The 19,243-nt window shown below is 40.5% G+C and carries 21 protein-coding genes and 4 tRNA genes; 21 read left to right on the forward strand and 4 right to left on the reverse strand.

Annotated features, from left to right (window positions below; genetic code table 11):
- Positions 1 to 51 precede the first annotated feature (51 nt).
- The 3 genes from AC4HAF_RS09655 (at position 52) to AC4HAF_RS09665 (ending at position 331) form a co-directional block, all read left to right on the forward strand.
- Positions 52 to 124, forward strand: a tRNA-Thr gene (locus AC4HAF_RS09655).
- A gap of 53 nt (positions 125 to 177) precedes the next feature.
- Positions 178 to 251 (forward strand) — tRNA-Ile (locus tag AC4HAF_RS09660).
- A gap of 8 nt (positions 252 to 259) precedes the next feature.
- Positions 260 to 331: transfer RNA gene (locus AC4HAF_RS09665), tRNA-Glu, on the forward strand.
- A 192-nt stretch (positions 332 to 523) separates the two neighbouring features.
- On the opposite strand, the gene AC4HAF_RS09670 is transcribed toward AC4HAF_RS09665, so the two are convergent.
- The 3 genes from AC4HAF_RS09670 to recX form a co-directional block, all read right to left on the reverse strand.
- Positions 524 to 844, reverse strand: a complete 321-nt coding sequence (locus tag AC4HAF_RS09670; protein WP_491097588.1) for a DUF960 domain-containing protein — start codon at positions 842 to 844, stop codon at positions 524 to 526.
- A gap of 64 nt (positions 845 to 908) precedes the next feature.
- Positions 909 to 1,442, reverse strand: coding sequence for a nucleoside tri-diphosphate phosphatase (gene ntdP, locus AC4HAF_RS09675; protein WP_027975814.1), 534 nt, complete (start codon positions 1,440 to 1,442; stop codon positions 909 to 911).
- Positions 1,443 to 1,526: 84 nt separating this feature from the next.
- On the reverse strand, positions 1,527 to 2,303 hold the full coding sequence (gene recX / locus AC4HAF_RS09680) for a recombination regulator RecX (RefSeq protein WP_491097589.1): 777 nt from the start codon (positions 2,301 to 2,303) through the stop codon (positions 1,527 to 1,529).
- A gap of 35 nt (positions 2,304 to 2,338) precedes the next feature.
- Here recX and rlmD point away from each other — a divergent pair, with 35 nt between their 5' ends.
- From rlmD to AC4HAF_RS09700, 4 genes are all read left to right on the forward strand, one after another.
- The gene (gene rlmD / locus AC4HAF_RS09685) at positions 2,339 to 3,706 is read left to right on the forward strand and encodes a 23S rRNA (uracil(1939)-C(5))-methyltransferase RlmD (RefSeq protein WP_491097590.1); all 1,368 of its coding nucleotides are present in this window, start codon (positions 2,339 to 2,341) and stop codon (positions 3,704 to 3,706) included.
- A 10-nt stretch (positions 3,707 to 3,716) separates the two neighbouring features.
- Positions 3,717 to 4,178, forward strand: a complete 462-nt coding sequence (nrdI, locus tag AC4HAF_RS09690; RefSeq protein WP_491097591.1) for a class Ib ribonucleoside-diphosphate reductase assembly flavoprotein NrdI — start codon at positions 3,717 to 3,719, stop codon at positions 4,176 to 4,178.
- Between the two features lie 301 nt (positions 4,179 to 4,479).
- Positions 4,480 to 5,088: an NADPH-dependent FMN reductase gene (locus AC4HAF_RS09695; protein ID WP_491097592.1), complete on the forward strand. Its 609-nt coding sequence runs from the start codon at positions 4,480 to 4,482 to the stop codon at positions 5,086 to 5,088.
- A 416-nt stretch (positions 5,089 to 5,504) separates the two neighbouring features.
- Positions 5,505 to 7,919, forward strand: coding sequence for a flavocytochrome c (locus AC4HAF_RS09700; RefSeq protein ID WP_491097605.1), 2,415 nt, complete (start codon positions 5,505 to 5,507; stop codon positions 7,917 to 7,919).
- An 87-nt stretch (positions 7,920 to 8,006) separates the two neighbouring features.
- Here AC4HAF_RS09700 and AC4HAF_RS09705 read toward each other — a convergent pair.
- A tRNA-Thr gene (locus AC4HAF_RS09705) sits at positions 8,007 to 8,077 on the reverse strand.
- A 139-nt stretch (positions 8,078 to 8,216) separates the two neighbouring features.
- Here AC4HAF_RS09705 and AC4HAF_RS09710 point away from each other — a divergent pair.
- From AC4HAF_RS09710 to AC4HAF_RS09775, 14 genes are all read left to right on the forward strand, one after another.
- The gene (locus tag AC4HAF_RS09710; RefSeq protein WP_491097593.1) at positions 8,217 to 8,849 is read left to right on the forward strand and encodes an SDR family oxidoreductase; all 633 of its coding nucleotides are present in this window, start codon (positions 8,217 to 8,219) and stop codon (positions 8,847 to 8,849) included.
- 104 nt (positions 8,850 to 8,953) lie between these two features.
- Complete coding sequence (locus tag AC4HAF_RS09715) at positions 8,954 to 9,208, forward strand: DUF1912 family protein (protein ID WP_491097594.1); 255 nt, start codon at positions 8,954 to 8,956, stop codon at positions 9,206 to 9,208.
- Between the two features lie 15 nt (positions 9,209 to 9,223).
- On the forward strand, positions 9,224 to 9,565 hold the full coding sequence (locus AC4HAF_RS09720; protein ID WP_491097595.1) for a helix-hairpin-helix domain-containing protein: 342 nt from the start codon (positions 9,224 to 9,226) through the stop codon (positions 9,563 to 9,565).
- Positions 9,566 to 9,878: 313 nt separating this feature from the next.
- On the forward strand, positions 9,879 to 10,463 hold the full coding sequence (locus tag AC4HAF_RS09725; protein ID WP_491091568.1) for a GNAT family N-acetyltransferase: 585 nt from the start codon (positions 9,879 to 9,881) through the stop codon (positions 10,461 to 10,463).
- Positions 10,456 to 11,100, forward strand: a complete 645-nt coding sequence (locus AC4HAF_RS09730) for an HD domain-containing protein (RefSeq protein WP_491097596.1) — start codon at positions 10,456 to 10,458, stop codon at positions 11,098 to 11,100. The genes AC4HAF_RS09725 and AC4HAF_RS09730 overlap by 8 nt, the downstream gene beginning before the upstream one ends.
- A 13-nt stretch (positions 11,101 to 11,113) precedes the next feature.
- Positions 11,114 to 12,310 carry a helix-hairpin-helix domain-containing protein gene (locus AC4HAF_RS09735; protein ID WP_491097597.1) on the forward strand — a complete coding sequence of 399 codons (1,197 nt, stop codon included), beginning with the start codon at positions 11,114 to 11,116 and terminating at the stop codon, positions 12,308 to 12,310.
- A 138-nt stretch (positions 12,311 to 12,448) separates the two neighbouring features.
- A complete protein-coding gene (locus tag AC4HAF_RS09740; RefSeq protein ID WP_491097598.1) occupies positions 12,449 to 12,763 on the forward strand; it encodes a hypothetical protein in 315 nt (104 codons plus the stop codon).
- Positions 12,764 to 12,786: 23 nt separating this feature from the next.
- On the forward strand, positions 12,787 to 13,095 hold the full coding sequence (locus AC4HAF_RS09745) for a hypothetical protein (protein WP_491097599.1): 309 nt from the start codon (positions 12,787 to 12,789) through the stop codon (positions 13,093 to 13,095).
- Between the two features lie 24 nt (positions 13,096 to 13,119).
- Positions 13,120 to 15,777 carry a valine--tRNA ligase gene (locus tag AC4HAF_RS09750; protein ID WP_491097600.1) on the forward strand — a complete coding sequence of 886 codons (2,658 nt, stop codon included), beginning with the start codon at positions 13,120 to 13,122 and terminating at the stop codon, positions 15,775 to 15,777.
- A gap of 297 nt (positions 15,778 to 16,074) precedes the next feature.
- The gene (locus tag AC4HAF_RS09755; protein ID WP_491097601.1) at positions 16,075 to 16,614 is read left to right on the forward strand and encodes a hypothetical protein; all 540 of its coding nucleotides are present in this window, start codon (positions 16,075 to 16,077) and stop codon (positions 16,612 to 16,614) included.
- A gap of 173 nt (positions 16,615 to 16,787) precedes the next feature.
- The gene (locus AC4HAF_RS09760; RefSeq protein ID WP_491097602.1) at positions 16,788 to 17,120 is read left to right on the forward strand and encodes a hypothetical protein; all 333 of its coding nucleotides are present in this window, start codon (positions 16,788 to 16,790) and stop codon (positions 17,118 to 17,120) included.
- Positions 17,121 to 17,209: 89 nt separating this feature from the next.
- Positions 17,210 to 17,794 (forward strand): hypothetical protein, encoded by a 585-nt coding sequence (locus tag AC4HAF_RS09765; protein ID WP_491097603.1) that lies wholly within the window; start codon positions 17,210 to 17,212, stop codon positions 17,792 to 17,794.
- 252 nt (positions 17,795 to 18,046) lie between these two features.
- Positions 18,047 to 18,541 (forward strand): hypothetical protein, encoded by a 495-nt coding sequence (locus tag AC4HAF_RS09770; protein ID WP_491097604.1) that lies wholly within the window; start codon positions 18,047 to 18,049, stop codon positions 18,539 to 18,541.
- Between the two features lie 153 nt (positions 18,542 to 18,694).
- Complete coding sequence (locus AC4HAF_RS09775) at positions 18,695 to 18,979, forward strand: type II toxin-antitoxin system RelE family toxin (RefSeq protein WP_491097606.1); 285 nt, start codon at positions 18,695 to 18,697, stop codon at positions 18,977 to 18,979.
- The last annotated feature ends 264 nt before the right edge of the window (positions 18,980 to 19,243 follow it).

Below are 19,243 nucleotides of genomic sequence, written 5' to 3' on the forward strand. Positions count from 1 at the left end.
TGGCGCTTGAGGGCGTGGGGGTTCAAGTCCCTTCACCCGCATGAGGGATAGGCCGGCTTAGCTCAGTTGGTAGAGCATCTGATTTGTAATCAGAGGGTCGCGTGTTCAAGTCATGTAGCCGGCATTGTATCTGTTCTAGTCAGTACAATATTAATATAATAATATCTTAAGCGTTTTGGGCGCGTAGCTCAGCTGGTTAGAGCGCACGCCTGATAAGCGTGAGGTCGGTGGTTCGAGTCCACTCGTGCCCATAAAGAATGGTCCGTTGGTCAAGGGGTTAAGACACCGCCTTTTCACGGCGGTAACACGGGTTCGAATCCCGTACGGACTATTATGAATCTCTATTTATGAGGTTCTTTTTTAGTTGCAGTATTATTTTCTAATTATCATTTTAAGATTGCTGATAAGAAAACCTGCTTTGCTGGGGTGTTTTCTGACTGGATCATAACATAAAAAAGCATGATAGCAAAATAATCTAGGGATTCATTTTGCTATCATGCTTTTAGTTATATAGAAATAACTTTTAAAGATTGGTGTCTAACTCATGCGGCAGAAGAATGGTTTCTCTGCCGTTATTGTCAACAATTTGGACGATTTCCGGATAAAAAGGATCATATTTAGCTGCATAATCAGACACGATAGCCGTCTGACTGTACTTATCATAATATTTAAAGCTCAGCTGGCCATGATTATTGAGCAGCTGAAAGGTTAAGATATTATCCAGTGTGAAGACATCTTTTAGATTATTATCAAGAATTTCCCAGAAAACATCAATCAATTCCGGCGGCAGGCTGGTGACAACTCCAAAGCTTGCATACCGCCCTTTTGTATTTGCAAATGCCATAATACGAAGCCTTCCTGTTTGGTTCTATAAAAAGAAAGCACCATGCAGTGCTTTTTTGACAACCTTAACGATTCTTAAGTTCAAGATAACGTTTGTACCAAATATTGATATAGGATTGTGAAAAAGGTCCCTTACCATTGTTAATCCAATCAACTAAAATTTTAACATTTTCCTTTAAAATATAGTCAATATTAGCAGAATACCCCATTTTTTGTTTGTGTGTCTCATATTCATCAACGTCCAGAAGTTTTTTTTCACCATCAGCGAAAACTTTGACATCTAAATCGTAATCGATATACTTTAAGGCCTCTTGATCCAGTACATGGGGACTGGCCAAGTTGCAGTAGTAAGAAACGCCATTATCTCGGATCATTGCAATGATATTGAACCAAAATTTTTTATGAAAATAAACAATCGCCGGTTCGCGGGTTACCCAACGTCTGCCGTCGCTTTCAGTGACGAGGGTATGATCATTCACACCAATAACAGCATTTTCTGTTGTTTTTAGTACCATAGTGTCGCGCCAAGTCCGGTGCAAACTACCATCATGCTTATAACTTTGAATTGTAATAAAGTCGCCTTCCTTAGGTAATTTCATTGCCTTACCAACTTTCTACAATTAAGTTTGTCTTTTACAGTTTATCATATTTTTTTGAAAAAATCACTTTTTCTGTCATGAAGTTTACAAATACTCGCGAAGGGCGTTTTTTATCTGATCGAAGTCAAATCCTTTTCTGGCCAGGCTCTGTGTCAGGCGCTGCTTGAGTTCGTAGTCATCGTATTTTCTACTGTACTTGCGGTACTGCTTATCCAATTCTTTGTAAATCAGTTCCTCCTCATTTTCAGAAAATTCTTCCAAAGGAAATTCAGCGATTGCTGCCTTGGCTTCCGGATAAGAAAAGCCTTTGTTTATCAATGTCTGGCTGATCTTGTCTCTCAGAGCTCTTTGCGGAAGTTTGCCTTGGTATTTTTTCAATGCTTTTTCAGCAGTTTTTCTGCAAATATTTGAAAAATCAGCTTTTTCCAGAGCAGAGTCAATCAGTTTGCGGTCAATGCCTTTTTGAAGTAACTTTTGCTTTAATACATAGGCTCCTTTGTCACCGGAATGAAGATTTTGCTGAAGAACCGTTTCAATGTACTGCAGATCGTCAATCCAACTTTCTTCTTTAAGTGCCTTAATGACCTCTGAAATACTGTCTGGGTCAATGTCATGTTTTGCCAGATAATCCCTGATTTCTTTTTCAGAGCGCTGCTTGAAAGACAGATAATAAAGCGCTAAGTTTTTACCGTAAGAAAACTGGGCAAAAGTTTTGATTTGCTCCAGGTCGTTTGATGTGATTTCTTTGTCTTTGCTCAGCATGAAGCGAACGATTGTATCTTCTGTGACATAAAGCTTGTCGGTTTCATCTATTTCAATCAGATAAAGTCTTTTTTTCTTTTCAATTTTGGTAATTTTCATGCCTTTATTATAGCAGAAAATGATAAAATAGTAGTATGAATTTACGAGTGAAACAAAAGATTCCCCTGAAGATCAAAAGAATGGGGATTAACGGTGAAGGAATCGGTTTTTATAAAAAGACCCTGGTTTTTGTTCCCGGAGCTTTAAAAGGTGAGGATATTTTCTGCCAAATAACCAGTGTCAAGCCAAATTTTGCGCAGGGCCGGCTGCTTGTGATTAATAAGAAGTCTAAATTCCGTGTGCAGCCAAACTGTCCGATTTATGCTGAATGCGGCGGCTGCCAGATTATGCATCTGCGCTATGACAAACAACTGCATTTTAAAGAGGATTTGCTCAGACAGGCTTTGAAAAAATTCAAACCGCAGGGTTATGAATATTATGATATCCGTCCGACAATAGGAATGGATGAGCCTTGGCATTACCGAGCAAAGCTGCAGTTTCAGACTCGAAAAATCGGCGGCGTAACTAAGGCGGGTCTCTTTCAGGAAGGAAGCCACCGTTTAGTTGATATCAAGGACTGCTTGGTGCAGGATGAGCTGACACAAAAGATTGTCAATCGAGCTTGTCAGCTGTTGGATAAGTATAACATTCCTATCTATGATGAACGGCGAAGTGCCGGTATCAGAACAATCATGGTCAGAAAGGCGCAGGCGACAAAGCAGGTACAGCTGATTTTTGTAACAAGCAAAGCGGTTAATCTGGCAGCTGTTATTCGTGAGCTGACTGAGGCATTTCCAGAAATTAGGACCGTTGCACTTAATTTTAATTCAAGCAAGTCCAGCAGCATTTATGGGGATAAGACAGAGATCCTCTGGGGTCCTGATACCATATCTGAGAAGGTCTTGGACTATTCGTTTTCTTTGTCACCGCGGGCCTTTTATCAGCTCAATCCCGAGCAGACACAGGTTCTTTATGCGCAAGCCATCAAAGCGCTTGATGTCAATGAAAGGGATGAGCTGATTGATGCCTACTGCGGGGTTGGCAGCATTGGTTTGGCTTTTGCAGGAAAAATAAAATCAGTCAGAGGCATGGATATTATACCCGAAGCTATTGACGATGCTAAGGAAAATGCCAGACAGATGGGCTTTTCTAACATGCACTATGAAGTCGGAAAAGCAGAGACGGTTATTCCCAGATGGTATAATGATGGCTATAGGGCAACAGCGCTCCTTGTTGATCCGCCGCGGACAGGGCTGGATGATAAACTTTTAAAGGTTATTAACCGCTACCAGCCTGAAAAAATGGTTTATGTGTCCTGCAATGTATCAACGCTGGCGAGAGACTTGGTTAAGCTGGCGAAGCATTATGACGTTGTCTATATTCAGTCAGTCGACATGTTTCCGCATACAGCAAGAACCGAGGCGGTGGTTAAATTAATCAAGCGTCAGAAAGATTTATCGTAAAGGGGAAAAGATGGCATCATCAATTAATTTAGTTTATATCAGTCTGAGCGGCAATACGCAAAGCTTTGTCAAACGTTTAAAAGACTATTTGGAATCAAAGACAGATCTGCCAATCAAGACTATTAATGTGAAAGATATGGTCAAAGATCAAGAAGATTTTTTTGCTATGACAGATTATTTTGTGGCTTTTCTGCCTACCTATCTTGAGGGGGGAAACGGTCTTGACAGCGGTGATGTTGAAATCCTGACAACACCGCTGAGGGATTTTATTGCTTTTGCGGATAATTATCGTTATTGTTACGGTGTTGTCGGTTCCGGTAATAAAAATTTCAACAATCAATACTGTCTGACAGCCAAACAGTATTCTGAGCATTTCGGTTTTCCTATGCTTGATGATTTTGAACTGCGCGGCCTGACTGATGACATTGAGCGTATCGGCAATAAGATTTTGAAGCTGTATACGGCACAATAAATTTAAAACTCCGAACAAGAACGGTTCCTTCCAGATTCAAGCTGTCTTGTTCCGGTTTTTTTATTTGTGTCAAAACAGAACAATCAGCACTAAAAGTATAAAAGTATGAGGAGAGAGACTGTTGTAGTGTTTTTATACTGTCAATTTTGGTTTGTGTGCTGCCTTTATGAGTAAGTGCAGCAAAAAAGAGCGGCAGTACTGTCTTTGAACAAAGCGTGTCAGCCCTTTGCATTCGCTTACAAAAAATAATTTTTTGATGTATAATAAAGGCGAGATATTATTTTACAGGGAGGTCTTTTGAATGAAATTAGCTGGCATTGTTGGAACCAATTCAGACCGTTCCACCAATCGTAAATTGCTGCAGTTTATGGCAAAACATTTTGCAGATAAAGCGGATATTGAAGTCCTAGAAATCAAAGATTTACCAGCCTTTAATGAACCTGAGGACAAAGCTGCTCCGGCAGCGGTGGCAGCTTTCAGCCAAAAAATTGCTGAGGCAGATGCTGTCATTATCGCTACTCCGGAGTATGACCACACGATTCCGGCTCCGCTTGCTTCGGCCTTGGAATGGATTGCCTACACCAGCCGAGTGCTGATCAATAAACCTGTTATGATTGTAGGAGCTTCTCTGGGGGCTCTGGGAACATCAAGAGCGCAAGGGCATCTGCGCCAGATTTTGGATGCACCTGAAATAAAAGCGCGTGTTATGCCGGGAACCGAATTTCTCTTGGGACATTCTGAGCAGGTTTTAGATGATCAGTCTAATCTTGATAATCCCGAAAAAGTAGCAGAATTAGAAGAGCACTTTGAGGAATTTCAAGAATTTGTCAGCCTGACCAAACAGCTGGTCAAACCGTCTGACACTGAGCGCAAGAAATCCTTCATCTGGGAGGAATGGCTGAAAGCATAAGGCATAAAACGGCTGCAGCTCTTCTTAAAAAGCATGCTATGAGAGATTCATTAGCTGTTTTGGGCAGTGACTGCAATCTTGTATATGATTGCTGCAGATAAGGCACTCTTTGGCAAAACAGCTACAGTGCCTTAAAAGAGCTTGCTGAAAATCGGCTGGGCGATAGCATCTGGACAATTCTCGAAACTCTAGACTAAATGTTAATCGATGAATCGTTACTGCTGTGGCTGACAGCTGAAAAGAAGTAATAAAGAAAGGAATGAAACACGAGCGAAGAAGTTAAAAGCCGATAACGAATTTTAAAAATGGTCATTTTTAATTTTAGCTGTTTTCGCTGCGGCGGTGAGCCCGGCTCGCCTTCTTTTGCCGCTTGGAGTGTCTCACAGGCACTTTCAACGTTTTTTGGTATCTTAATGATGAAATTAGTTGGTATTGTTGGTACAAATGCTGCTAAATCCTACAACCGCATGCTGCTGCAGTTCATGCAGAAACATTTTGCTGCTAAAGCGGCGATTGATATTTTAGAAATTACAGATGTACCGATGTTTAATGAAACAAATGATCAAACCAATACACCTGTTATTCAAGACTTTAATACGAAAATCACGGCTGCTGACGGTGTTATTATTGCGACGCCTGAGCACAATCACTCCATCCCTTCAAGTTTGAACAGTCTTTTGGAATGGCTGTCTTTCACCATTCATCCGCTTGACGGTAAACCTGTTATGATTGTAGGAGCTTCCTATGATGTTCAGGGGTCATCCAGAGCGCAGCTCCATTTGCGTCAGGTCTTGGATGCTCCCGGTGTCAATGCAACGGTTATGCCAGGCAGTGAATTCTTACTTGGCCGTGCTCACCGTGCTTTTGATGAGAATGGCGATTTGAAAGATGAAGGAACAGTAGATTTTCTGGATAGCTGTTTTTTGCGTTTCCTGCGTTTTGTGGATGTGGCCAATCAGCTTAATCTGCCGGAAGATGTCCGCTTTGAACCGGGAACCTATCAAGTAACGACAGAAGGCCATAATGGCAAGCTGCCTATGGCAGTGACCCTATCCGAAGAAAAAATCGAAAAAATTGATATTGACAGTTCCGGAGAAACATCCGGTATTTCAGATATTGTCTTCACCCGTATTCCTAATGAGATTTTGGAAGGTCAAACGCTTAATGTAGATGCCATATCCGGCGCTTCGGTGACCAGTCAAGGTGTTTTAGACGGCGTTGCTCGGGCAGTTAAGCTGGCGGGAGGCAATCCTGATGTACTGCGCAAGCGTCCCAAAGCACCGTCAGCTCTGGACAAAGAAGATAGAGAATACACAGCTGATGTTGTGATTGTTGGCGGAGGCGGTGCCGGCCTGGCGGCGGCAGCGACTGTTCTGCAGCAGGGTAAGACAGCGATTATTGTTGAGAAATTCCCAGCACTCGGCGGCAATACTGTCCGCGCAGGCGGCCCGGTCAATGCACCCTGGCCTGAGTGGCAAAACAGCTTTTCAGCTCATCCCGGTGAAGCACAGACGCTGCAAAAACTTCATGATACGGACGAAGCTGATATTGATCCGGAATATTTGGAGGACTTCCGTGCCTTGAAGCTGGAATTGGAAGATTATCTCAAAGATCCGAGCTACCTTTTTGATTCAAAATTACTCTACCGTATTCAAACCTACATCGGCGGCAAACGAACAGACCTGCAGGGCCACGAAATCCACGGCAACTATGATCTTGTCAAAATTTTGACAGAGCGGGCTCTGGAATCTGTCAAGTGGCTGGAGGATGTTGGCGTAGAATTTGACCGCAATGAAGTCACCATGCCGGTTGGAGCCCTATGGCGCCGCGGCCATAAGCCCAAAATGCCCATGGGCTATGCTTACATCTCTGTCCTGGATGATTATGTGCGTGCAAACGGCGGAACTATCCTGACGGACACCCCAGTCAAAGAACTTATTGTAGAAGACGGTGTTGTTCGGGGTGTGATCGGTACCGGCCGCAACGGTCAAAAAATTACAGTTCATGCCAAGGCTGTGGTGCTGGCTTCCGGCGGTTTTGGTGCCAATACGAAGATGCTGCAGAAGTACAACACGTATTGGACAGAAATTGATGACGATATTAAAACGTCTAATTCACCGGCCATTACCGGAGATGGCATTGTCCTTGGACAAAGTGTCGGAGCAGATCTTGTCGGCATGGGCTTCACGCAGATGATGCCGGTATCCGATCCCGAAACCGGTGCACTCTTTTCAGGTCTTCAGGTACCTCCTGCGAACTTTATCATGGTTAATAAAGAAGGCAAACGCTTCGTTGACGAGTATGGCAGTCGGGATAAACTGTCACAGGCAGCGATTGATAATGGGGGACTTTTCTATCTGATTGCTGATGATAATATCAAGAAAACAGCCTACAATACCAGTGATGAAAAGATTGAAGCACAGGTTGCAGCAGGCACCCTCTACCGCGCCGATACGCTGGAAGAATTGGCAGCGCAGATTGCTGTTGATCCAAAAGTTTTGACTGAGACCATTGCAAATTACAACAGCTATGTTGATGCCGGCTATGATCCTGAGTTCAACAAAGGCAGCTTTGATCTTAAGTGTGAAAAAGCACCGTTTTATGCAACGCCGCGCAAACCGGCGGTTCACCATACGATGGGCGGCCTTAAAATTGATACGAAAACCCATGTTATCAATGGAAATGGACAAATGATTCCAGGTCTTTATGCAGCAGGTGAAGTTGCTGGCGGTCTTCATGCAGGCAATCGCCTCGGAGGCAATTCGCTGACCGATATCTTCACGTTTGGCCGTATTGCAGCTGACAGTGCCATTGAAGAATGTGTTAATTAAACGGCAAGACATCCTGCTTGTTTTAAAACAGGATGTCTTTTTATGATTAGAAATGAAAAAAGAAGTCCGATCGGACTTCTTTAAAACTGCCACCACCGAGAATCGAACTCGGAACGGAGCATTACCATTGCTCTATTATACCATTTAACTATAGCGGCGACTTTTATATAATACTATAAAATAGAAAAGAATGCAAGCTTGAAAGAAAAAATACTTGTTGGTCTGTCGATAAGTAGTTTTCCTTTTATTTTTGGAAGGAAAGAGCTATAATATAGGAAATTTCTAAGGAGGATGACGATGAAAATTTTTGTCGCAGGGGCAACCGGACGTGTTGCTGAGCAATTAATTCAACAGTTAGCTGAAAAGCATTTCGTATATGCAGGGGCCAGAAAGCCTGAAAATGTCATTAAGCATCAAAATGTTACAGCAGTGCCTTTTGATCTTCATGATGATCTGCCGGTTTTGACTGAGCGTATCAAAGGTATGGATGCTGTTTATTTTACTGCAGGTTCCCGCGGTCAGGATCTTTTACAGGTTGATGCTTTCGGAGCCGTCAAATTGGCCCAAGCTGCCGAGCAGGCCGGCATCAAGCGTTTTATTCTTCTGAGCTCTATTTTTGCTCTGGAGCCGGATAAGTGGCATCTGCCCGGTTTAGATAAGCTGACCAATTATAATATTGCCAAATTCTTTGCGGATAATTATGTGGTTCATCAGACAGATCTAGACTATACGATTATTCAGCCGACCGGACTGACAGAAGAAGCAGCCAGCGGTAAAATAGCTCTCAATCCCGCTAAACCCGGCACTAACAGCATTGCCGATGTTGCTCATGTTTTAGCAGCAGTTTTGGAACGCCCGAATACTTACGGCAAGGTCATTAAAATGTCTGCCGGTGATGAGGTAATCGAAACCGCCCTTGAGAGTCTTTGAGTTTTATAGATTTTTGGCTGTCTTTTGCCTGTCATCTTGAATTCCCTTGATTTTTAAGCTATAATGTTTACTGATTGATTAATGCCTTTTATTTAGGAGGGAAAATGTCTTACGAACAAGAGTTTTTAAAGGATTTTGAAACTTGGATTAATACACAGGTGACGGTTAATGAAATGGCTATGCAGCAAAGCCGAAAGATTGCCCGAGAGGGCGAAGATGAGTATGCAGCAGATGCTTACATTCGTTATGAGAGTAAGCTTGATGCTTATAAATTTATTCAGGGAAAATTTGAAAACTATAAAAATGGCAAGGGTTTTCATGATATGCCGGATGGTTTATTAGGTTCACGTGAGTATTAATGGGAAGAGGACAAAATGGCAAAGAAAAAGAATCGTAAAAAAGCACTGAAATTACAAATGAAACGTCAAGGGCTGCTGTCTAAGGCTAAACAAGCTGTTGCCAGTGTCGCAGAAACAGCCAAAACAGTTACAAAGGATGTCAAGGACTCGTTTAAAAAGCCAAGCTTAGAGGAATTCTCTGCACTGCCGGAGTTGGCTGATATCCGATCCAATCTGGCAGAAACACTGTACAATGAAGGCATTGTTTCAGTTCAGGATTTTGCTGACTGGACCGAAAAAGACCTGCTTGGTCTTAAGGGAATCGGTCCTGCAACTGTTAAGAAACTGCAGGAAAACGGCGTTAGCCTGAAAGCATAAGATAGTGTCAGTTGCTTTGCAGCTGAAATTTTGCTAGAATGAAACCATTCAGAGGAATGCTGAAGTCTATCTGTTACAGAAAGCGGTGCTGCTGAGAAATCCGCACAGATATCAGTATGGGTTGCTGATGGTTCTTAAAGAAAAATAAAGAGCAGCGGGTACATCATTGGGAGATTTTCTTTGCTTCAGCTGAAGCGTTTTCCAAGACCCGAATGTGGGTGGTACCGCGGATTTAGATAAAAATTCGTCCCTGTCTTTTGATGGGGGCGTTTTTCTTTTTAATTGTAAGTTTTAGATAAAAGGTGAGGAAAGAATGATTAAGATACATGGAGAAATCAGCAATGCTAGCTTGCCTGATATCGAAACCGACCGCTTAATCTTGTGTCAGCGGACAGTTGCGGACGCTGCGGATGTTTTTGCCTATGCCAGTTTGCCGGAAGTTAGCTATCCGGCAGGCTTTCCGCCGGTCGAAACGGTTGAGGATGAGGCTTATTATTTGGAACATATTCTGCCTCAAAATCAGGCGGAGCAGCAGCTGCCTTCTGGCTACGGTATAAAGCTGAAAGGACAGGACAAGGTGATTGGCTCTGTGGATTTTAATCACCGCCATGCAGATGATGTGTTAGAAATCGGCTATACGCTGCATCCGGATTGCTGGGGACAAGGAATTGTGCCGGAGGCAGCAGCTGCCTTGATTGAGCTTGGTTTTACCCTCCTCAACCTTCATAAGATTGAATTGAACTGCTACGACACCAATAAGCAAAGTCAGCGCGTGGCGGAGAAATTGGGTTTTACTTTAGAGGCACGGATTCGGGATCGCAAAGATGCCTTGGGCAATCGCTGTGATGACCTGAGATACGGTCTGCTCAGAAGTGAGTGGGAGGCAGATCATGGATAAGGAAAAGATTCTTGCCAGCACGCGCCAGTTCGTGAAAGCTACTTTAGCTGGCGAGGCCAGCGGTCATGATTGGTGGCATATTGCGCGTGTCACGAAGACTGCTCTGGCCATTGCAAAAGCCGAAGAAGCAGATCTCTTTATCTGTGAAATGGCTGCGCTGCTGCATGATATGGCCGACAGCAAGCTTTTCGATGAAGACAAGGCTCTGGCTGAAGTGGAGTATTTCCTAACTGAGCAAGGTTTGTCACAAGCTCAAATTACTGAAATCACCAGTATCATGACAGGCATTTCTTATAAAGGTGGGCACAACACCGCCAAGCTCTCCTTAGAGGGGCAAGTGGTTCAAGATGCCGATCGCCTCGATGCCATCGGCGCTATCGGCATTGCCAGAGCCATGGCTTATTCGGGCCATAAAGGCCGATTGATTCACGACCCGACTATGGCACCCCGAGAAAACCTGACCCTAGAGGATTACCGCAAAGGCGAGGACACAGCCATCATGCACTTCTACGAAAAACTCCTCAAACTCAAAGACCTCATGAACACAGCAGAAGGTAAACGCCTGGCGCAAGGACGCCATGAGTTTATGGAAAGCTATCTCCAGCAGTTCTATGCCGAGTGGGAAGGGAAGAGGTGAGAAAGAGAAAATTATGGCTAAAAAGAAGAATCGTAAGAAAGAATTGAAACAGAAGCAGAAACGGGAAAGCAACAACATTATTGATTTTGCTTCCTTTGCAGAAAAAACCGACTATCCGCTATTTTCTCAAGGATCTTCTGATGAAGCATCGATCAATAGACTTATTGAAGAATTTGAACGAACTGGTAATCCTGACATTTTGGATCAATTAGATTCTGTCTTAGATTTTGAAGATTTGGAAATGGATGAAGCAGACGAGCTCTTTTATCAGGCGATGGAAGAGGAAGATGAAAATGTTCAACTCCGTTTGATTACTAAGCTGTTAGCAAGATATCCGGACCACTTTGAAGCAAGATTTCAATCCTTGCTGTTAAGAAGCACAGAATTTTCAGCTGACTACTTAAAAGAACTGCAGGGTTTTTATCAAGTGGCTTTGGCAGAGTGGAAGAAAGCTGATTATGCATCTTGGTATAGTTTGGAAGCCCGTAGTCCCTTGACAGTCATCACTTTTGTGACAGAGACTTATCTGCAAGAAGGGCTGGTCGGGCTAGCTGGTCAAGTAGTGGATTTTGTACGCTCTAACATTGCTGCTGATGATAGATTTCCGCCTGGATTTATTTATTTGATGTTGAGTGCTTATAACGCTCTTTATAAAACAGAGGAAATTACTGATTTTTATGAAGAACAGCTTGGGCAAGAGTGGCAGGATGATGGCGTCATAGTACATATGCTTATTGCCATGATACTTATAGGTGACATGGATGCGGCTAAAGAATTATTTAGGTATTTAGCGAACGTCAATAAAGAAGCCTTACAAGTTTTTAATAACCCTTACTGGGTTCAGCTGCTTGATATAGCAAGTGAAGTTTCTACCTACCATCCTAACTCAGCTTTATCTCTCCAGATTGCCTTGCACCCCCTACAGGCCTTTTTGGTCACCAAACCCTTTGTTATCCATCAAATGGTTGCTTTAGCAGAAGAGTATCAAGACAGTCTGCCTGATTCTCCGCGCAAACGCTTAGAATTTTTCAATTCTCCCTGCATGAAAGGAATTCAGATAGATAAAGGCAGATATCTATGCGATGCCGGCATTATGAGCAAAGAAGATCTGGAAAAGCATACCGAAAAAGAAATCTTAGCCATTTCAGGTATCGGTCCCGCTACGGTTAAAAAACTAAAAGAAAACGGTGTGAGGTTTAAGAAGAAGTAGGAACTTGTGCAAAATTTGCACAGGTTGAACTGTTCGGAAAAATCGAACAGTTCAGCAATCGCTTAACAGATCGGTTTAGCTTGAATTAGAGTGCTTTAACTTAAGAAAGAAAATAAAATATTGAAAAGGATAACTACTGTGGCATTTTTAGAAACAGTTTTTAAATGGATTATTGAACTTTATAATGATGATAAAGTTGCCTTTGTATCTTTAGTCATAAGTATAGTTGTTGGTCTCTACACTTGGATTAGTAAGGCCAATCAAGATAAAATTGATAGAGAATTTAAAGAGTTTCAAAAAGAGCTTGCAGTATATCAGCAAAAAGTTAGCGAACTGCAATTCAATTTTGAAGCCCAAGAAAATTTCAAACCCTATTTTGAATTGAACAGAACTAAATCAAGTACTTATGTTAAAAAAGGAAAACTAATTGCTCAAATATACTTAACAATGTAGGACGAGGTACAGCTACACAAATTATGACTAATCCTATTGATTTTGATATAGATGGATATCCAATATATTTTAGATCTACTCCCAAGAAACAAACACATGATATATATAGCTACTTTAGTGAGAATTTTGCGATTCCAAATGAATCTATATATTTGAGTACAACTGCAAACGAACAGTCTGAGAAGCAGAGTTTTTGTATTGAATTTAAAATTAAATTCTGTGATTCAGCAGGTAGAACCTACGAACAAAAGTTTGAATTTAGTTATGACAACTTCTTGGTAAAAGGAATAAGCCTAAAGTCGGTTACTTATGAACCAACTTTGATTAATTAATATAAAAATAGAAAGGACACTAACATGTCAAAACAATTATCACCAAAATACAATCCATCTCAAGTAGAAGTTGGGCGTTACCAGAAATGGCTTGAGGAGGATGTTTTCAAGCCGTCTGGCGATAAGAAGGCCCACCCGTACTCTATTGTAATTCCACCGCCAAATGTGACGGGGAAACTGCACCTGGGTCATGCTTGGGACACGACTTTGCAGGATATTATTATCCGTCAGAAGCGCATGCAGGGCTTTGATACCCTTTGGCTGCCAGGGATGGACCACGCAGGTATCGCTACACAGGCCAAGGTCGAAGCGCGCTTGGCAGAAGATGGCATTTCCCGCTACGACCTCGGCCGTGAAAAATTCTTGGACAAGGTCTGGGAATGGAAGGACGAGTATGCCGCAACCATCAAGGAACAGTGGGGCAAGATGGGAATTTCTGTCGATTACTCACGCGAGCGATTCACCCTTGACGAGGGGCTTTCTAAGGCTGTTCGTAAGGTCTTTGTTGACCTCTACAAGAAGGGCTGGATCTACCGCGGTGAATTCATCATCAACTGGGATCCTAAGGCTCGGACAGCTTTGTCTGACATCGAAGTCATCCACAAGGACGTGGAGGGTGCTTTCTACCACATGAACTACATGCTGGAAGATGGCTCACGCGCCCTTGAAGTCGCAACCACCCGTCCGGAAACTATGTTTGGTGATACAGCTGTCGCAGTCAATCCAGAAGATTCCCGTTATAAAGATCTGATTGGTAAAAATGTTATTCTGCCAATCGTTAATAAGCCAATCCCAATCGTGGCTGATGAACACGCTGATCCAGAGTTTGGAACCGGTGTCGTTAAAATCACACCGGCTCATGATCCTAACGACTTCTTGGTCGGTCAGCGCCATAACCTGCCGCAGGTCAATGTCATGAACGATGACGGCACTATGAATGAGCTGGCTGGTGAATTTGCCGGCATGGATCGCTTCCAAGCTCGCAAGGCTACGGTTGCCAAATTAGAAGAAATCGGCGCCCTTGTCAAAGTCGAAAAAATGACTCACTCGGTTGGTCACTCAGAGCGTACTGGTGTTATGGTTGAACCTCGCCTGTCCACTCAATGGTTCGTCAAGATGGATCAATTGGCCAAGAATGCCATTGCCAACCAAGAGACTGATGACCGCGTGGACTTTTACCCGCCACGTTTCAATGATACTTTCCTCCAATGGATGGAAAACGTCCACGACTGGGTTATTTCCCGTCAGCTTTGGTGGGGTCACCAAATCCCTGCTTGGTATAATGCCGATGGTGAAATGTATGTTGGAGAAGAAGCACCGGAAGGTGCCGGCTGGACACAAGACGAAGATGTCCTTGATACTTGGTTCAGCTCTGCCCTTTGGCCATTTTCAACCATGGGCTGGCCTGATACAGATGCCGAAGACTTCAAGCGTTACTTCCCAACCTCAACCCTTGTCACAGGCTATGACATTATCTTTTTCTGGGTGTCTCGCATGATTTTCCAATCTCTGGAATTCACAGGCCGCCAGCCTTTCAAGAACGTCCTGATTCACGGTCTCATTCGTGATGAGCAAGGACGCAAGATGTCCAAGTCTCTCGGAAACGGAATCGACCCCATGGATGTCGTCGATAAATACGGTGCCGATGCCCTGCGCTGGTTCCTCTCAAACGGTTCTGCGCCGGGTCAGGATGTGCGTTTCTCTTACGAAAAGATGGACGCTGCTTGGAATTTCATTAACAAGATTTGGAACATCTCCCGCTACATCCTTATGAACAATGAAGGCCTGACTCTCGACCAAGCGACAGCCAATGTCGATAAGGTTGCTGCTGGCACAGCAGGTAATGTCACGGACAAGTGGATTCTCCACAATCTCAATGAAACGATTAGCAAGGTTACTGAAAACTTCGACAAGTTTGAGTTTGGTGTAGCCGGTCACATCCTCTATAACTTCATCTGGGATGAATTCGCAGACTGGTATGTGGAGCTGACCAAGGAAGTCCTTTACAGCGACAACGAAGATGAGAAGGTGGTTACCCGCTCAGTCCTCCTCTACACGCTGGACAAGATTCTGCGTCTCCTTCACCCAATCATGCCATTTGTGACGGAGGAAATTTTTGGACAGTATGCAGACGGTTCAATCGTCACAGCAGCTTACCCAACTATTAACCCTGCTTTTGAAAATGAAGCTGCGCATAAAGGCGTGGAAAGTTTGAAAGACTTGATTCGTGCTGTACGTAATGCGCGTGCTGAAGTCAACGTTGCCCCAAGTAAACCAATCACTATCCTTGTGAAAACAAGCGACAGCGACTTGGAAAGCTTCTTTAATAGCAATGTCAACTACATCAAGCGTTTCACCAATCCTGAAAAACTTGAAATCTCAAGTGATATCAAGACACCAGAACTTGCTATGTCAGCCGTCATCACAGGCGCCGAAATCTTCCTGCCGCTGGCAGACCTGCTCAATGTTGAAGAAGAACTCGAACGTCTCAACAAAGAGCTGAAAAAGTGGGCTCAAGAACTGGACATGGTTGCAAAAAAACTCGGCAACGAAAAATTTGTCACCAATGCCAAACCAGAAATCGTTCAAAAAGAACGCGACAAACAAACCGACTACCAAGCCAAATACGATGCGACAGTAGAGCGGATTAAAGAGATGGAGAAGTTGTTAGGAGATAATTAAATTGAAAAATATTATAAACGGAATAGCTTTGTTTATCCATATGGAATACCCGTTTTATCATTTATTTGGCAAATTCTAAGTGATTTATCAGATAATAAAAAAATAGAAACTATCATATCCAACTATAATTATCAAAATAACTCAGATATTGATATTGGGGACGTCAATATCCAGAATGGTTATATACAAATCAATAATTCGCAGACTATAAACAACACAGATTTAAAAAATGAACTTGAGAAATTTGAAAACGAAAAATTAGAAGACAAAAAATTTCTATCTGACAATCTATACTCAATGTCTTTTATCGTTATTTTAATTTTGTTTATTTTAAATCTAATTCATAATTTTTATAATGCTTGGGATGCTTTTAAAAATATTTCATCCATCTGGGACATAAACAAAGATGTAATTATAAATAATATTATTTTATCATTTGACAAAACATTGAATCAATTATTATTAATGATTTTTATCTATGTTTTGCTAGTTGTTTTTAAATATTCACTTAACAAGCAAAGTGTTATTAGTATACTGGGATTTTTAGCAGTTGCCATCTTATACTTAATCACTTATTTAGGAACGAAACAAGGATTTGTGCAATCTTTCAAATACCCTACTTCCTTATCCGAATTCTCAGTAATTATCTCCATAATAATAATATTAGTGGTTCCACTACTTTTATTCTTTGGCTTAAATATTTTGGTTAAAAGGTTATTCAATTTAATTTTAGTATACAAAGCTAGAACAAAAACAGAATTAGTTAATAGGCTTAACTCCATGAGTATAGTCCTTGCTCCCATATTAATTATTGTAGTAAAAATTTTCTTGAGGTAATTATAGAACTGGAATGTTTAGGTTATATAATTAGGAATCTCAAATATTATTAGGTGTTTTGTTTAGAACGGATGAAGTAGGTATAAGAACGTTTATAAATTGACTAAGAAAACACAGTCTAAGGGCCGTGTTTTTTTGGTATAATAAAATTAAAAAATTTAGGAGACATGATTATGAATATAAATGGTGTACTAACAACTTATGAAGAATTAACTGAGCATAATTTTGAGTTGTATAATGCTTTTGATAAAGAGGGAGAATTTCTTTTGAAACTAGAATTTAGAGGGTGGAATAAATTCAAAAGTAACAGTTTAGTATGTTATTTTACTGATAGAGAAGGGAAACGTTATCGTCTTTTTGCATGGAAACATGGAGAAATATATAATCCAAAAAGAAGTAAAATTAATATGGCAACTGTTCAAGATGGAACATGGTGGAAATGTACCGTAAAGCAGAATAGTAAAGGAAATATGGAATGGCTTACGGCAGAACAAGTACAAAAATAAAAATTTGAGCACTCGTTTAAGTTGTCCAGATACTATTCAATACAAAGATCATATTTTTTAGCATAATATGGCATAGTAATTTTTAAAGGATGGAGGGGAAAGTGGTGATAAGCTATATTTCTAGCTTTTTCCGTTTCATATTTAAAGTTTTTGGAGTAATACTACTTTTTACTGTTACTACCTTGTTGGTAGTATTGCCATTATTTAAGGAAAATAACATAGTTGCGGAATTATATAACTATATTGAAAAAAATGAAACTTATTTAGGGCTTATTTTTTCCATATTAACGATTATTTTGACTATTTGGTCAGTAAACAAACAAATTAGGGTTTCAATAGAACAATGGAATAGGCAACAAGACGAACGCTATAGAGAAGAGCAAAATAGGATAGAGGGTGAAAGAAATCGGCGAGAATTAGAAGAAAAGCAAGCTGCAATTGAAAGGTTTATTAGTAATGAAAGAGAGCTTCAAAAAGTTAGACCAACATTCATGGTCAATAAGGTTGGGAGTAAAGGGAAAGAGAGTTATAAACTAGACGTTTATATAAATGATTCTTTTATTGATGATGTACGTATTTTTGTAAAAAGTTTTTCAGATAAAAATGATGTGATAAAATCAGAAAATATTGGAACTCTACAATCTGGAAATATTAACTTACCAATATTAAATTAAGATATTGAAGATATAGAATTTATTTTAATTTTATGTAAAACGATTTACCAAGAACAAATTTATTATTTCTACTATTATGGAGAGGTATCATTTCACCTTAGAAAAGTAATAAGTCTAGATGAGATAGAGAAATATAAAAAGTATCTAGATAGAAAATATTTAATAGAATTTATTGGAATAAAAGAACAGATAACAGAAGGAATTGAAATCTACAAGGAAACAATCAGTCAACCGGCAGTAAAAATACTTGCCTTGAAACGTTTTGTTCGAACCTTAGATAAAATTTATAGACAAGATAATACAGATTTTATAGATAGAATTTCTTCTGATGAAAACTTAAAGATTATGGAAATTATAGAAGAATACAACATAGGTCTACTATTAGGGAGGACTTTGAATTATATTAGAAATAAGAAGGGAGCAGATACTAGGGAATTTTATGAGAGAATTTTACTAGTTATCCAAGAGTTACTTAGTGAAAAAGATATTTTTGTTGGTAATTTCCCATATGATAGGGATAGTAATTACTTTGAAAACAACATTGGTGGGTGGGCTAATAACAATAATCTAAATATAAAGTGGTTTTATGATAAATATATAAATTTTTCAGATAAAATGGATAAAAAATTTTTATTGGAGTATATTAGAGATTTTAAAACTCTTCTTAATGCCATAAACTTTCAAAATTCAAGTGAAAAAATACAGATAGGCTTTTTCATCAAGAAATATAGAAGAATTTTTAAATAAAAGTGTTGATTTGGAAAGAGGTGTGGAAAACCACCGAGCAGAGTATCTTCTAGATGATTATGGTAAAAAAATTAGTAATATTTTGTATGATTTAACTAAGTAAATTAATAATCACGTTTTAATGTTATTTTATAGATTAGCTGATAAAGCATTATAGCTAAATATCAAGTTCGCTATGCTTCGACCTTTTTCAAGGCTGTGGATAAACTGGATAGGGGAACACAGAAGGTGATTGCCAAATGGATTGATAAACATTTGGTAAATGTTGACTTTCCCAAAGCGTCAGGGAAATACTTAACAAGAAATCTTTCAGGCTATGTTCGTTTTCGTGTAGGGTCTTATCGTATTATTGCTCAGGTTGATGATGAAAATTTTATCATTATGAATGTTCATGTAGCTAAGTACTCAGATATTTATAAATTTAAAGAGAAAGACTGAAGTTAAGTTTTCTTCAAGAATTCTTTTAGCTTGCTTTAAGTTAGGATAGATATACTATACTCATCCTAGCAATAGGAACCCCAAAACTTTTCTTTTTCATAATCTCCTAAATAAGTCCAACCAGATGGTTGGGCTTCAAACTGAAGACAAAGCTCTTAGAATTGAATTTCTAAGAGCTTTTTGCTCTGTTTAGGAGTATACTAAAAGAAAACAGTTTGTGAGGTAAGGCCATGTTTCACAAAGAAAAACCAGATTATAACCGCT

The sequence above is a fragment of the Streptococcus sp. ELY_90 genome (genome assembly GCF_058314475.1).